General features: G+C 44.3%; 14 protein-coding genes. 9 read left to right on the top strand and 5 right to left on the bottom strand.

Annotated elements, in window-relative coordinates:
• Positions 1 to 269: 269 nt before the first annotated feature.
• From BMX95_RS32460 to BMX95_RS32450, 3 genes are all read right to left on the bottom strand, one after another.
• A complete protein-coding gene (locus tag BMX95_RS32460; protein ID WP_081197048.1) occupies positions 270 to 1,022 on the bottom strand; it encodes a sulfite exporter TauE/SafE family protein in 753 nt (250 codons plus the stop codon).
• Between the two features lie 37 nt (positions 1,023 to 1,059).
• Positions 1,060 to 1,899, bottom strand: a complete 840-nt coding sequence (locus BMX95_RS32455; RefSeq protein WP_081197049.1) for a helix-turn-helix domain-containing protein — start codon at positions 1,897 to 1,899, stop codon at positions 1,060 to 1,062.
• 80 nt (positions 1,900 to 1,979) lie between these two features.
• Positions 1,980 to 2,510: a carboxymuconolactone decarboxylase family protein gene (locus BMX95_RS32450; protein ID WP_242672952.1), complete on the bottom strand. Its 531-nt coding sequence runs from the start codon at positions 2,508 to 2,510 to the stop codon at positions 1,980 to 1,982.
• A gap of 232 nt (positions 2,511 to 2,742) precedes the next feature.
• Here BMX95_RS32450 and BMX95_RS32445 point away from each other — a divergent pair, with 232 nt between their 5' ends.
• From BMX95_RS32445 to BMX95_RS32425, 5 genes are all read left to right on the top strand, one after another.
• Entirely contained in the window at positions 2,743 to 3,399 is a 657-nt protein-coding gene (locus BMX95_RS32445; RefSeq protein ID WP_081197051.1) for a hypothetical protein, read from the top strand.
• 47 nt (positions 3,400 to 3,446) lie between these two features.
• Positions 3,447 to 3,830 (top strand): DUF1801 domain-containing protein, encoded by a 384-nt coding sequence (locus BMX95_RS32440; protein WP_081197052.1) that lies wholly within the window; start codon positions 3,447 to 3,449, stop codon positions 3,828 to 3,830.
• Between the two features lie 344 nt (positions 3,831 to 4,174).
• Positions 4,175 to 4,780, top strand: coding sequence for a TMEM175 family protein (locus BMX95_RS32435; protein ID WP_081197053.1), 606 nt, complete (start codon positions 4,175 to 4,177; stop codon positions 4,778 to 4,780).
• 95 nt (positions 4,781 to 4,875) lie between these two features.
• Positions 4,876 to 5,931 carry a hypothetical protein gene (locus BMX95_RS32430; protein WP_081197054.1) on the top strand — a complete coding sequence of 352 codons (1,056 nt, stop codon included), beginning with the start codon at positions 4,876 to 4,878 and terminating at the stop codon, positions 5,929 to 5,931.
• 327 nt (positions 5,932 to 6,258) lie between these two features.
• The gene (locus tag BMX95_RS32425) at positions 6,259 to 6,513 is read left to right on the top strand and encodes a hypothetical protein (protein WP_081197055.1); all 255 of its coding nucleotides are present in this window, start codon (positions 6,259 to 6,261) and stop codon (positions 6,511 to 6,513) included.
• Positions 6,514 to 6,732: 219 nt separating this feature from the next.
• Here BMX95_RS32425 and BMX95_RS32415 read toward each other — a convergent pair whose 3' ends face one another.
• The gene (locus tag BMX95_RS32415) at positions 6,733 to 9,273 is read right to left on the bottom strand and encodes a M1 family aminopeptidase (RefSeq protein WP_090519722.1); all 2,541 of its coding nucleotides are present in this window, start codon (positions 9,271 to 9,273) and stop codon (positions 6,733 to 6,735) included.
• Between the two features lie 48 nt (positions 9,274 to 9,321).
• On the bottom strand, positions 9,322 to 10,170 hold the full coding sequence (locus BMX95_RS32410) for an AraC family transcriptional regulator (protein WP_081197058.1): 849 nt from the start codon (positions 10,168 to 10,170) through the stop codon (positions 9,322 to 9,324).
• A gap of 126 nt (positions 10,171 to 10,296) precedes the next feature.
• Here BMX95_RS32410 and BMX95_RS32405 point away from each other — a divergent pair, with 126 nt between their 5' ends.
• The 4 genes from BMX95_RS32405 to BMX95_RS32390 are packed head-to-tail and all read left to right on the top strand — an operon-like array spanning position 10,297 to position 14,047.
• Positions 10,297 to 11,406: a Gfo/Idh/MocA family protein gene (locus BMX95_RS32405; protein ID WP_081197298.1), complete on the top strand. Its 1,110-nt coding sequence runs from the start codon at positions 10,297 to 10,299 to the stop codon at positions 11,404 to 11,406.
• 5 nt (positions 11,407 to 11,411) lie between these two features.
• The gene (locus tag BMX95_RS32400) at positions 11,412 to 12,329 is read left to right on the top strand and encodes a sugar phosphate isomerase/epimerase family protein (protein WP_081197059.1); all 918 of its coding nucleotides are present in this window, start codon (positions 11,412 to 11,414) and stop codon (positions 12,327 to 12,329) included.
• An 18-nt stretch (positions 12,330 to 12,347) separates the two neighbouring features.
• The gene (locus BMX95_RS32395) at positions 12,348 to 13,178 is read left to right on the top strand and encodes a phytanoyl-CoA dioxygenase family protein (protein ID WP_081197061.1); all 831 of its coding nucleotides are present in this window, start codon (positions 12,348 to 12,350) and stop codon (positions 13,176 to 13,178) included.
• 50 nt (positions 13,179 to 13,228) lie between these two features.
• Positions 13,229 to 14,047: a sugar phosphate isomerase/epimerase family protein gene (locus tag BMX95_RS32390; protein WP_081197062.1), complete on the top strand. Its 819-nt coding sequence runs from the start codon at positions 13,229 to 13,231 to the stop codon at positions 14,045 to 14,047.
• Positions 14,048 to 14,284 lie beyond the last annotated feature (237 nt).

The following is a 14,284-nucleotide window of genomic DNA, read 5'->3' as shown; positions in this document are numbered from 1 at the left end:
GAGCTGTTTCAAAGGGTTGTTAGTTTTTATAATGAATAAAGTGAGCAAATCTTTAATGATCTGGTAGGCGACCGGCGGCAATTACCGGATTTATCGGAAAATATAAGTCACACAGAAATTCAGATGCTGATTGCTTTGCAGTAAGCAAGGGTATTTCCTTCTAGTTTATTCATTTTTTAAAATCTATTTCATAATCAAATCCCTTCTTGCTAATTTTCTCCAGCCATCTATTTTACAAATTATTACCTATAACAATTTGTCCATTCTGGTCACTGGAAGAAAGGGTGAACGGCGAGTTCGAGACCAAGAATTCCGATGAAGATCAGAAAGCATCGCCGAAAGGTTGCCGGGCCTATGTGCTTACGAACCATTGTTCCTACCAACATGCCTATCAAAGCCGGAATTATCGCGAGTGCGGACATGGCAATATTTCCAAGATGGAATGCTCCGCTACGGGCCAGGCCCATCGCAAGTGCAATTGTTGAGACCGTGAACGACAGTCCCATTGTTTGAATAAGATCATCTTTGGAAAGCCCGAGGGCCTGGAGATAAGGAACGGCTGGAAGTGTGAAAATCCCGGTTACTCCGTTGATCAACCCGGTTGTCACCCCAATGACCGGCGACAGTAGACGTTCGAAGCGCGCAGGAACCGAAAATGGTTTCGTAAACAAGCCATGTAACGCATAAACGATCAGGGCAGTGCCCAATCCAACGCTCGCATATACTTTATTGGCACTCGTCAGAAGCGACGAACCAGCAAGTGTGCCAACCATGATGCCGAGCATCATCACCCAAAGCCTTTTTATCAGAACTAGTAAGTTCCGCCCCGTTAAGAGTTGCCAAACATTGGTGACAAAGGATGGAATAATCAGTAGCGAAGCCGCGCTGACTGGCGATATGAACGCACTGAGGACACCCATGGCGACGGTTGGCAGGCCCATCCCGGACACACCCTTGACGAACCCGGCGACGAAAAAAGTTAGCGCGATAACCAGAACATATGACGGAAGATAGTTACTCATTTGATGCAGTCAGATTTTGTATATAGATACTCCTTTTTCAGAGATTCCTAAATGTTGAGACGCTTGTTCCGGCATATTGTTTAAAGAACCTGCTGAAATGTGCCCGGCTTTCAAATCCAAGTTCATAAGCTATTTCTTTTGAAGACTTCTCTGTAAAATGGACGTAACGTTTGGCCTCCATAATAAGCCTGTTCCGGATGATCGTAGATGGTGCTGGTTGCTTTAACAAAGCAAAGACATTGCTCAAAGTTTTGGGCGATTTATTGAGTGCAGCCGCATAAAAGCTGACATTATGCTCCTTCGTAAAATTTTCTTCCAACAGTAGTGCGAATTTTCTAACAATATCCATTTTTTCGTCCGGAAATTGCTGGTAACTTTCGCTCTGCTTCTTTGCAATCCTGGTGGTCTTTATGATGACTCTTTTTAACAAGATACGAAGCATTTCTCCCTGAAAATTGTCTCTTATCATCAGTTCATTGGAAAACACTTTTTCCAGAGAGGACATTTCCTCAGCCTCTTCCTCATTCAGCGTTATAAACATCGGATGTCGGATACCGTAGAAGAGAAAACCGACACAACCCACTTCAATATCGTGATCAATAATACAGTAAAAATCGCGGTTGAACTGCCAGGCGGTTAGGGATTCAGGATGTTGAAATGTAAAATGCTGATTGGAAACGAGCGGAAGAATACTACGTGCAGGCATCGTATAGGATATTGCATCGATGAGCACTTCCTGGGACTTACCCTTGTTATAAACCAAGGTCTTTAAAGGGTAAGGACTTGAATCGTCAAGTCCCTTCCCAGAAAACAATTTATTGCCGCTGTGCATGACAAACCGCGCCGATGTGGCATTTTCGCTGTATTCCCTGATCATTCCTATTCAGATTTTACTTTTATCTTTAACATGATTTCACTTTTGGAGGTTACTCAATGTGTTAATTGCATACAGCTTGATTAGTCAATGCTTTTTGCCAAAGGATACTCATTCGGCACCTGGGTTACGGCATGAACTATGTTGCTGATCGTTCTATCGCCGATCTGGACGATCAAATCGATAAGATTTTCTTTTGAATACCCGGCTTCAAAAAAATCAGTTACTAATGTGCCGTCGCCCGGATGTCTTTCCGCCGAAAGCTGTTTGGCAAGCTTTACCAAAGCATCCAGCTTTTTGTCAAAACTCGCAAACCCTTTTCTTAATTCAAGGGTCTGTTCTTCGGTGAAACCGTTTAGTTTGGCGACCACGGTATGGGCGCTTAGGCAATATACGCAGTTATTCACTTGGCTCACCACCAGTGTTGCCGCTTCTACCTCTTTTTTGGTTAATGATGTCTTGCTGTTTTTAAGATTAATGTAAGCTTCAAGTGCGTTTTCGGAATAGGCGAATGCTGAATACAAATTGGGAATAAATCCGAATACTTTTTTTAATTGGTCGAATACTTGTTGATTTTTTGCAGAAACCTCTTCTCTTTTCAGGACTTTAAACATGTTTTCCATTTTGTTAAATTGTAAATACAAAAATTCCTTTGCTAATTGATAATGCAAAAATAAAACATGTTTCCCCTTGCTCAGGTATCCGTACTTCCCCTAATGTTGACGAAACTTCCCGAAAGGGTATTCACTCCAACGTTATTTTTGCATAACAGCCCGGTATTATTAACCAATTTTTAATTACCGATTTATTCATTATGTTAGCAGCACGTTTAACGACCAATTACCAATGAGAACAATAATCGCTCTTATCGCTTTTTTTACGACCTCTACTTGCTTAGGTCAAACCGTTACATCCAGTCAACCAATAGCTGCAACAGAAAAGAACACTTTAACACCTGGCGCTATTTTCTTTGATGACTTTAACAACAATAATAACAAATGGACAGTTGGTGATCATAAGTATATAAACGCAAGAATTGATTCGGGGTTTTATTATTTAACTGCCGTAGGCCGGGCATGTGGAGACGCGCAGGAAGTGAAAATTGATACGCACAAAGATTTTGAAATAGAAACACGAATAAAAATAGTAAGTGGTAAGTCCGATCACAAAAATTATTACAGCATGCTTTTTTGGGGGCGGGAAGCAAAGATCGGCTATTGCTTTACTTTCGCTAAAGACGGCTTTGCTTTTGTAGAATTCTGTGACGGGATAAATCAGAGCGATTGTACAATACAAAATGGTTCGTTACAAAAAGCCATCCTTAACCCGGAAGATTTTAATGTGTATCTGATCAGGAAAACAGGTAACACTTATTCCTTTTTTATTAACGGAACACAATTTTACAAAATGCCTTTTGCTCCATTCTATGGAAATCTAATTGGAATTGGCGCAGGCAGAAAAGTCAGCCTGGCAATAGATTATTTAAAAGTAAGTTATTTGTAAGTTGACCAGAACGCTATAATCTGTGCAAATAATCAGTAAATTGACTGATGCCTGAAAAAATCAAATCCCTGATTCAACTGTATGAGTTGCTTCCCGAAAACGAAAAGATAATCGTTGATGTATTGAGACAGCTTGTGCTCGACACCCTTCCCCATTACTGCAAGGAGAAGATCTCATATAACGTCCCTTACTTCTATGGCAAAAAGGGTATTTGTATTATCTGGCCCGCGACTATTCAAAGAGGCGGGATCCATGAAGGTGTTCTCTTTGGATTTTGGTACGGCAATAAACTTAAAGACGTTGACAAGTATCTAACTCATGGGACTAACAAGCAGATCTTCTATAAAATTTATAAAACTCCTGAAGAGATCAATCAACAGAAAATAGTTCGTCTACTGAAAGAAGCCATTAAGTTGGACAAACAATGGTAATATAACTTCCTGTATCCCCCACTTTACGATCACACTACCTAGTTATTCACGGGTATTAACTTAACGGCTATTCCCTGCCAGGACGATATTTACACTGCAGGCAATGGTGAAATATCAGTGCGATTGGTGGAGGATACGACAGCCCCCACCCAGGGAGAAGCCATTGTGATAGTAGAAGTAGAAACGCTTCCTATTTCCTAAAATGGTTGCACGCTCTTATTGAACAGAACGAAGGCTTCACGAAAGTGGAGCCTTTTTTTTATAGTAATGAGTAAATATATTGGGTTCAGCATAGATTTATTATATTTTGTTTAGCTTTCCCAAGCCAACATTAAAAATCTATAATGAAAAAAGCAAGATTCGAAGCATTTAGCGATGGAGTAATGGCCATCATTATTACCATTATGGTGCTGGAAATAAAAGTGCCCCACGGCGAACAGTTTTCCGACTTGAAAGACGTAATTCCTGTTTTTCTGAGCTATGCCTTAAGTTTCCTTTACATCGGTATCTATTGGAATAATCACCACCACATGGTGTCTACCGTTCACCAGGTTACCGGTGGCATACTCTGGGCAAATTTACACCTCCTGTTTTGGTTGTCGTTGGTACCCTTTGCAACCGGATGGATAGGCGAAAACCATCTTTCAGCTGCTCCATTATCCCTATATGGTTGTGTTCTTTTAATGGCGGCCATTGCGTATGTCATTTTACAAAACCTGATCATTAAGAGTCAGGGGCAGGATTCGCTGCTTAAAAAAGCTATTGGAAAAGATATAAAAGGTAAGATCTCCCCTGTCCTTTATTTAGCAGCCATTGCATTTGCGTGGCTCTATCCTATTATTTCAGGTTTGATTTACGTTTCTGCCGCTCTGATCTGGCTGATCCCGGACAAACGTATAGAAAGACTCCTCCGCCAAATCGAAGATACGCCTACCCAAAACGGGGATTAGCGGCCAGCCCAACTTGCAACTATCAATTCTTCATTCTATATTTATTACCACGAACACATTAAAAATATACGCATTTAACATTTATCCCTATTCCTATGAGAATCGCCGTTGGTTGGAACAGTTTTAAACTCCGTAGTTTTTCTTTTCAAGATCTTGGTATAGCACAAAGAGAAGAATTCGGCATGAGCATTGAGGTACGACAAAAGTATTTTCATTTTTGCTTTATCCCGTTTTTTAGCCTGGGTAAAATATGGACGATCCGCAGAGGCAATCAATTATACGAAGTGCCTGCGGATCTGCAAACGCAGATAAATGCCTCAGCCACTGCGGCTGCAATAAAAACCCCGTTTTATACCTATACCGGACCATTACTATTTGCTTTGATAGTGATCCTTATCGTAATGAATAGCAACCACCCGAAGTACCCATCTAAAGAAGAGGCTGTTAAACTCTTCAACGCAGAAATGGCCGTATTGGATTCCAAACGGCAACACCTGACAACAAAGGATTTTATCACCGTACAGCGGCTGGGGAATGGCTTGTCAGACACGACTATCTATTTAAAAATAGAAGATATAAATGGCGATCAAATAACAGTTACCCCTGTGGAAATGACTCCCCCCGTAACTGATGCCAAAGCCTTTGAGGTAGACGATGAATACACCCGCCATGCAAGCACCCTACCCTCTGTTAAAATATCCAACAAACAATTGCAGGCTGCTTTTGTGAAAGATTATTTAACCTCCGGCAATAGGCAGGCAATAAAGAAACAGGGGATCAACCTGTTGAACGATGGAAAAAGCTATATAGCCACAGACGTTGTTCGCCATTTTGGGCCTGTTATTACGCGGCGCGGTTTAGGAAGTTACGGAGGGCCAGAACTTACCATCGGTTTGAGTAACACAGGCTGGCCTGCTACAATTAGTGACATCAAAGAATTGACTGGCAATGGTGACTGGTCTGACAACCTTAACCAAAAAGTAGGCGGACGTGATCCCGGTTTGTTTGGCGCCACCTTTAGGCTTAATGGCTACCATATTAAGGATGGACAGCCATACAAAATAGTAATGACCCTAAAAGACACTACCGGTCAGTTACATCAATACGAGATCGCAGGTGTTAACCTCGATCACACTGTAAAAGAACTATAACGTTAACCGGTCTAACTGATTTCTAAAAAGGCTTCACGTAAGTGGGCCTTTTTTTATGGTTTTATTGGGAAGAGAGGCTGTATTATGTGCAGCCTCTTTCCTTTTAGTAATATTTGCAGAATTTATGCGTTTTGCTTAACCATTAGATATAGTTAAGCCTATAAACATTATCTATGAATAGAATACTTTTTTATTGTTTACTCATTACAGTCGCAGCCCTTTCCATTTCCAGCCAAATTCCACCAGCAATTAAATATGCACAGCTGGTCAGGAAAAGGCAAATGGCAACCCTGCTGTTATACACCAGATCATACACAAAAACTATGCATGTGGAGTAAACCCAAAGAACTTACCTCCTATCCTGGAAACGGTTTCGAAATAGCTGCACAATATTCTGAACCTATCGATGCAAAACAAGCATTGACATTATGGAAAGGAAGCCAATACCATAATGAGGCCCTGCTAAACAAAGGAGTTTACGCCAGAGAATGGAAAGCAAGGGGAATAGGAATTTATAAAAACTATTCAGTTGTTTGGTTTGGGCATGAAGTTGATAACAATGGAGAACCTCTTAAACCATAATGGTGATAACATCCCTCTTATTCAGCATCGTAATAAAAGGATAGTACCCTTCCTGTAGCCTAATGGTCGTATAATCCCCTGGGTATTGCCTGGGTATTGCCTGAACATTGCCTGGGTATTGCCTTATACACCAGGCAATCCCCGTAGGCCCCCCAGGCAGTCCCTGTAGCATCCCGGGGCAATCCCCGCCCATTACCCTACCATTATGATACCATCTCATTACCCACCCCCCAGCTTCTGCGCCCGGTACAGGTTGTCCGTTGCCTGCTGGATCTTCGCTTTCAGCCTGGGATTGTAACTCGGATGTTTCTCAAGGAATTGTTGTACAACCTGCCAGGCAGCCTTTGTTTGATAGGAACCGAAAGTGGCACTCAGCCAGCTTTGCGGAAAAAAGATATCACCTGTACGCTGGATCTCTTCTACCAACTCCAGACTTTGTGGTAAATATTTATACGATGTGGATTGACGCAACGGATGATGCAAATACCCCAGTGCAATAATTACCCAGGCTTCCTTCGCCCGGTTCTTGCGGTCGGTGAGACTGTTAAAAAAGCTATCTCTAACTGAAACGTCAGGAGAAAGCGATGGCACTAAGAAATCAAGCCTTGCTTTTTTATCAGCATCTTTCATGCGATCACGCTGTTGCGTGATGACCGTGACGGCCGTATCGTTCTTTAATGCAATGGTGAGCGCCAGTGCCGTGTAATCTTCATCTGCCAGCTTAATACCAGCAGGTGGCTGTTGTTGTTTCCAGATCTCGTACATACGTTTTCCTGCCACTTCGCTTACATACACATTCTGGTAGGCCCTGAACAATACCTTTTTATTATTCGGTTGTGTTTGCGTTGCTATGGCATTCCACAATGCCTCTTCTAATTGGAAAGCAAATGCGGCTCTTTCTGCAGGTCGAGTGAACGTCCAGTACAAACTTCCAATGTAACTGGTAAGCAGCCGGAGGTTGGTCTCTTCTTTTTCAATGGCTACTCCTTTGGTGAGCAATGCAAGCAGTTCGGCCGGCGTCATATATCGGCCCGACAATACATTCTCATAAATATTCACATACGCCGAGGCGCGGCTTACGGCGCTTTTCTGACTAAAGATCTGTTCCAGCATCAATTTATCTGCCGGGAATAGTCCATACCCAATGCCATCTGAATTGAACAGGATGAACAGGGGTTTGGTTAAACCGGTGGCAGCTTTCAACTGCATGCCCGCGGTATTCATATTTACCGGAATACTATGTATGCTGTCTGCATACACCAGCGTTATAGCGAAAGTTTGCGGCCAAATGCGTGCCGCGCCAGCTTCGGGGCTTTGCGTGATATTAAGTTTATCTATTTTATCTCCCTTGTAACTGATCGTATAATCAAAAACGGGGCGGCCGGGCTGATTCACCCAAACCTTGTTCCAACCGGGGAGGTCGTACTTACTGTATTTGGCCAGGATCTGCACCAGGTCATTCCAGGTGGCATTGTTGTAAGCGTATTTCTTCAGGTATTCCTGAATGCCTTTCCGGAAATTATCTTTCCCCATCAGCAATTCCATCTGCCGCATCATGATGGGTGCTTTGTGATAGATGATGTTGCCATACATAGAACCGGCATCCTGCAGGTTATCCAGTTGCTGTCGAATGGGATTGGCGCCGGGGGTGCGATCAACCCCATAAGCACTGGGATAGTGATCGGTGAGAAACTGGAGATTAAACGTTTCGCTGCCCATCAATTGTTCCACCACTTTATCGGCCATAAAATTGGCAAACACTTCTTTCATCCACACATCATTGAACCATTGCATGGTCACCAGGTCACCAAACCACATATGCGCCGTCTCGTGCGATATAAGCCCGATACGGCCAATGAGCTGATCCTTGGTGGGTTCTTTCAAAAAGAGCGACATCGCCTTATATTGAACTTCTCCCGGGTGCTCCATACCGCCAAACTGAAAATCAGGGATGGCAGCAAAACCCACTTTCTGAAACGGATAGCGGATACCCGTCCAGGTTTCCAGAAAACGAAGCGCATTGTCGTGCGCCTGAAAAATGGAGTCGACATTGGTACCCGGATCGGTCTCCCGATAAAGGAACTCCGCATTATATTGTCCGATCTGTTTTCCTGCCCGCGTATATTTTCCCGCAGTAAATGAAAAGAGGTAAGTGGGCAGCAGGTCTGAATCAATAAAATTATAAATCGTTTGCGCCCCGTTAATGGCGCTGTCTTTTAATTTGCCATTGGCCAGCACCTTCCAGCCGGTTGGCACCCGCAGCGTTAAGGCAAAACGTGCCTTCAGATCGGGTTGATCAAAACAGGGAAATACGGTTCGGGCGCGGTCCGGCACAAACAAGGCATACAAATATTCGGCATTGCGGTTCAGCGAAGCATCGCCGGCGGTGAATTGCAGGTTGATGGTATTACTTCCTTTATGCAAATACGCGGGCGCAATTACCAGGTGTTCGTTTTCCAGCTTTGGGGTAACGGTTTTTCCATTAACTGTCAAAGCTTGTATATGATCGGCATTTTGTTTGAAATCGATCTGCAGCGGCTGTGCATTGGTTGTAAGATTGCAGTAGATGGTTTCCGTTGCAGGAATGGGTTCCGTTTTGATGGCGGGGATCTGAAAATCGAGCTGGTAACGGATATTGGAAATTTCCGCCCGGCGGTATTTTGACAATTCGCTGGAAACGCCGGGTGTTACAATTTGCCGGGTAAAAGCGGGTATGCTAATTACCAGCAGCAGGATGGTGTTCATTAAGGTCTGCCTCATGAGTGCTACAAGTTGGCAGCAATATTAATAAAAACGTTTTTCCCCACGCTAATAAACATTGTTTTTTTGCTTGAACTGGTATGGCGTGAGCTTAAGGACCTTTTTGAATTGTTCGTTGAAATTGGCCAGGTTATTAAAACCCGCGAGGTAGCAGGCGCTCGCCACACTTACATCTTTTTCCAATAACAGTTTGCACGAATAACCTATACGTACTTCATTTACAAAATGAGTGAAATTCTTCTTGGTGCGGTTTTTAAAATACCGGCAGAACCCGGAATAACTCATGTGTACGATCTCGGCAATCTCTTCGAGTTTTATTTCGCTGCGAAAATGGGTCATCACATAATCGAACACCGTGTTCAGGCGATCGTTGTCCCGGCTGTTTTGTCCGGCCACTTCAGCGCTCGACAACATCTCCAGTTCGGTTGATTGCGCCAGGATATTTAAAATGCTTAACAATAGAAGAATCCTGTCCATCCCCTGCAGATCGAGTAAATGATACATCTGCTCCCGCACTACCTGGGCAGTTTGGCCGGTAATGTTCAACCCCATCATCGACCGGCGAAACAACGCAACGATCTTCTGCATTTCCGGTGTTTGTATAAAGGTGGAACCGAGAAAGTCTTCGCGGAAATGGATCACCAGCGAGCCGCCTTCTTCATTCGCATTTTCTTTCCGGAACAGGTGCGGCACATCCGGACCGATAAATGTAAGATTGCCTTCTTTATAATCTGAAATATGATTGCCGACAAAACGGGTCCCCTGTCCTTTTATAATAAGCACCAATTCGTATTCTGTATGATAATGCCAGGGCGTTTCAAAATAAGGGGTTATGAACGTATCGGCAATAAATGAAGAATTTTTTGAAAGCGGAAGCTTTTGAACATGAGCTTTCATGCTGGCAATTGTTAGATGTTCAATTTACTGAAAAAGATCGAATACGGTGGATTTGTGTCAAAAAACCATATTTTTTTGGCCAAAAACCGGTTGAAATTGGCAGGCCCCTTCTTTAGCTTCGATAGCATGGCTGAATTTAACCTTGACCTTAAAATTGATCCGCAAATGCCCGTGCGAAAGGATTGGCGGATTGGCACCATCGGCGCCGGCGCCATCATACGTGGCTGCCACCAGGTGGCTTATCAACAGGCCGGCTTCAACACTTACGCAATTGCTTCATTGAACAGATCACGCGCCGAAGAAGTGGCCCGCGACTTCAAGATCCCCATAGTACATAATTCGTGGCTGGACCTGCTAAAGGATAAACAGGTAGAGATCGTTGACATTGCGGTTCCACCCGATGTACAGCTGGAGATCGTTCGCGAAGCAGTGAAGGAAAAAGACCACATCAAAGGGATCCTTTGTCAAAAACCGCTGGCAATGACCCTGGCTGAAGCCAATGAGATCGTGCTGCTGTGCGAACAGGCCGGGATCAAATTAGCCGTCAACAGCAATATGCGGTACGACCAAAGTATACGCGCATTGAAGACGTTGCTGAACCATCAGTATTTCGGGAAAATAGTACTGGCTACCATCGATATGCGGGCTATCCCCCACTGGCAGGATTTTCTAAAAAAATACGACCGCATTGAAATGCTTAATATGGGCATTCACCACATCGATACATTCAGGTACCTCTTTGGCGATCCGGAAAAAGTTACTGCCATCACCCGCAGTGATCCGCGTACCACCTTTACTCATATAGATGGCATTACGCAGTATACCTTTAAATACGCAGATGACATGATGGCTACCAGTCTGGATGATGTATGGGCCTGGCAGGGAGAAGGCACCCAAAAGGATATGTATATACGCTGGCGGGTGGAAGGACTGGATGGCATGGCGCAAGGTGAAATTGGCTGGCCCAAATTTCCAGCGAAAGGATTAAGCACCATCCGTTTCACTTCCAGAAAATTTCCTGACCAATGGATAGAACCTACCTGGGACACGGTTTGGTTCCCCGATGCGTTTCAGGGCACCATGGCGTCTTTGCTGCGGGCGGTTGAAAACGATACGCTGCCGGAGATCAACGGTCGCGACAATCTGCACACCATGGCTACCATAGATGCACTTTATTTATCAATCAAAGAAGAAAGGACCGTACGCTTAACAGAAACTTTAAAAAACGTTAAATAACAATTATGATCTCCGTTGGCATTTTTAATGGATACTATCCATATACACTTGATGAAACAATAAAACGCGTTAAAAAAGACGGCTTTAATTGTATACAGCTCGATCTCAGTTTTAAAGATTTCGACCTGAACGACCCCCACACGCTGCCGCAGAACCTGACGCTGGAAAAAGCCCGTACCATCCGAAATGCGTTTCGTGATGCCAATATCGAGATCGTTGCCATTTCAGGTTATACCAATTTAATTTCCCCCGACCCCGATAAAAAGAAGAAGAACATAGCCTACGTAAAAACGCTGCTGCTATTCGCCCGTGAACTGGGCAGTCCGTATGTGATCAGTGAAACCGGCACGTATGAACCCAGCAGCGATTGGGTATTCCATGAAAAAAATACAACCGAAGAAGCATTCCAGGAAATTAAAGCAGTGATCCGCGACCTGGCCATCTATGCGCATGAACACAACGCCGTGTTCCTGGTGGAGAACTACGTAAACAATGTGGTGGGCAGTGTAGACCAACTGCTGCGGCTGTTTCGGGAAATAGATCATCCCGGTCTTGGCCTGCTGATGGACCCCACCAATTATTTCAATGGCGCTAATATCCGGGATGTGGATGGCGAACTGCATCGCATTTTCAATGCCCTGGACGGACGTATAAAGATCGCCCACGCCAAGGACATCAAACGCGCAGAAAACAGTGAGGAGAAACATGCCAGCATCGATGCAGTAGAGTCGCACACTTTTCGTGGGGCAGGTGATGTGGAACTGCCGGCAGCAGGACTCGGTATTTTGAATTACGAATTGTACCTGCAACTTCTTGCTAAAAACCATCCCAATATCCCGATCATAATCGAGCACCTTGATGAAGCTGATATTCCCCGTGCCAAGCAATTCGTAGATGATACGCTTAAAAAAATAGGCGCTTAACAATTAAAAATGTGAGATATGAATAATCTTAAATTAACAGATGCCCAAAAGGTACAATACGAAAATGACGGTTACCTGATCGTCAAGAATTTCGTAACGCCGGAAGAAGCTCAATTGCTTTATAATATAGCCACAGGCGACGATGTAATGCGGGGTAAAGCGTTCGACTTTAATGACCAAACAGGCAAGAGCACCAAACTCACGTTGTGGTTCACCCCGGGTGATGACACCTACGGGCTGCTCACCCGCAGCGAAGCCATGGTGCATGCCGTGCAGGACCTGCTGGGCGAAGGAGAAGTTTGTCACTTTCATTCCAAATTAATGCAGAAGGAACCAAAGGTTGGTGGCGCCTGGGAATGGCACCAGGATTATGGATACTGGTATAAGAATGGTTTCCTGTTCCCCGATGCTATGATCAGTGTAATGCTGGCATTAACGGAAGCTACCAAACTAAACGGCTGCCTGCAGGTGTTGAAAGGCACGCACAAGATGGGCCGCATAGAACACAACTTCGCCGGTGACCAACAGGGCGCCGATATGGACTTTGTGAACCAGGCTTTAGAGCGCTTTGAACGCGTGTATGTAGAACTGGAAGCGGGTGATATCCTGTTCTTCCACAGTAACATTTTACACATGTCGGATGCCAATACCTCCGACAAACCACGCTGGTCAATGATCTCTGCCTATAACATGAGTTATAACATACCGTTCCGGGAAAAGAACCTGTCGTGCATAACACCCGTTACAACGGTCTCAAACGACTCCATACTTTCAGCAGGCGCCAAAGGCCTTTCAGCCGACCGGGATTTTCTGCAGAAAGAAAATGAGATCACATTGAATGTTAAATAATATTGTTGGTCCCGCTTAGGCGGGGCCACTTTTGCATAAATAGAAAATACGTGGAATTAAAATTCTTCTGCCCGCGCTGGGGTTGTGAGCATATAGACTGGGATGCTTTTTGTGAACAGGTTAAACAGGCCGGCTATAACGGCGTGGAGTATGGTATTCCCAATGAAACGGAAGCCGCAACACTCGATATGGTTTGGGAGAAGCTGGCGAAATACCGGTTGGATGTAATTCCACAGCATTATGGAACGTATGATGCGGACTTCAACCAGCATTATGACTCGTATGCTGCGTGGCTGGAAAAGGTTCGTCCTTACCCGGCCATCAAGATCGATTCACAAACAGGGAAAGACTTTTTTACTTTTGAACAGAACAGCCGACTGTTGGAGGTAGCTGCTAAACATGAAGTACTGACCGGTGTACCGGTTTGTCATGAAACACATCGCAACAAATTTCCCTTTGCAGCACATGTTACTTACTATTACCTGCTGAACATTCCAACGTTACGCATCACACTCGATGCGTCACATTGGGTAAATGTAGCAGAATCCTATCTCACCGATCAGCCGAAAGCAATGGCACTGGCTATTGAACGAACCGATCATATACATGCCCGCGTGGGATATCCCGAAGGCCCCCAGGTGCCTGACCCACGCGCACCGGAATGGAAAGAGGCGCTCGGCCACCACCTGCAATGGTGGGATGCCGTTATAGCCCTTAAACGAAATATGCAGGACATAATGACGATCACGCCTGAGTTTGGTCCATATCCATATATGGTGCACCTGCCTTACACTGACAAACCCATTTGCAACCAATGGGATGTCAATCACTTTATGATGCAAACCCTTCGTGCGCGTTATACTATCTAAACGCGCCACACACGCTGCTATAACCATCAAAAGTTGTAAATCTTAAGAAAGGTTAAGAATAAATTTATTGTTATCCACAAGATAAAAAAGAATACTTCCCATTCCCTACATTTGCCTTCCCTATAACTCCTACAGCTAAACTAAGCCGTACAGTCAAACGATTTCCTTCTTCACTGCCTTTACCCACTAGCCCCTTGCACTTTTGTTTCCTTTCCTTAACAGGTTAGGCCAATCCGC

The sequence above is a fragment of the Niastella yeongjuensis genome, assembly GCF_900110245.1.
Classification (GTDB): Bacteria; Bacteroidota; Bacteroidia; order Chitinophagales; family Chitinophagaceae; genus Niastella; species Niastella yeongjuensis.
The sequence above is the reverse complement of the archived record's forward strand: the minus strand, read 5'-3'. Positions and strand labels throughout refer to the sequence as shown.

What these genes read in the sequence shown, in the direction of transcription:
- BMX95_RS32460 (WP_081197048.1), bottom strand. Translation starts at nt 1,022, where the DNA reads ATGAGTAACTATCTTCCGTCATATGTTCTGGTTATCGCGCTAACTTTT.
- BMX95_RS32450 (WP_242672952.1), bottom strand. Translation starts at nt 2,510, where the DNA reads ATGTTTAAAGTCCTGAAAAGAGAAGAGGTTTCTGCAAAAAATCAACAA.
- BMX95_RS32430 (WP_081197054.1), top strand. Translation starts at nt 4,876, where the DNA reads ATGAGAATCGCCGTTGGTTGGAACAGTTTTAAACTCCGTAGTTTTTCT.
- BMX95_RS32425 (WP_081197055.1), top strand. Translation starts at nt 6,259, where the DNA reads ATGTGGAGTAAACCCAAAGAACTTACCTCCTATCCTGGAAACGGTTTC.
- BMX95_RS32415 (WP_090519722.1), bottom strand. Translation starts at nt 9,273, where the DNA reads ATGAGGCAGACCTTAATGAACACCATCCTGCTGCTGGTAATTAGCATA.
- BMX95_RS32435 (WP_081197053.1), top strand. Translation starts at nt 4,175, where the DNA reads ATGAAAAAAGCAAGATTCGAAGCATTTAGCGATGGAGTAATGGCCATC.
- BMX95_RS32400 (WP_081197059.1), top strand. Translation starts at nt 11,412, where the DNA reads ATGATCTCCGTTGGCATTTTTAATGGATACTATCCATATACACTTGAT.
- BMX95_RS32395 (WP_081197061.1), top strand. Translation starts at nt 12,348, where the DNA reads ATGAATAATCTTAAATTAACAGATGCCCAAAAGGTACAATACGAAAAT.
- BMX95_RS32410 (WP_081197058.1), bottom strand. Translation starts at nt 10,170, where the DNA reads ATGAAAGCTCATGTTCAAAAGCTTCCGCTTTCAAAAAATTCTTCATTT.
- BMX95_RS32405 (WP_081197298.1), top strand. Translation starts at nt 10,297, where the DNA reads ATGGCTGAATTTAACCTTGACCTTAAAATTGATCCGCAAATGCCCGTG.
- BMX95_RS32455 (WP_081197049.1), bottom strand. Translation starts at nt 1,899, where the DNA reads ATGATCAGGGAATACAGCGAAAATGCCACATCGGCGCGGTTTGTCATG.
- BMX95_RS32445 (WP_081197051.1), top strand. Translation starts at nt 2,743, where the DNA reads ATGAGAACAATAATCGCTCTTATCGCTTTTTTTACGACCTCTACTTGC.
- BMX95_RS32440 (WP_081197052.1), top strand. Translation starts at nt 3,447, where the DNA reads ATGCCTGAAAAAATCAAATCCCTGATTCAACTGTATGAGTTGCTTCCC.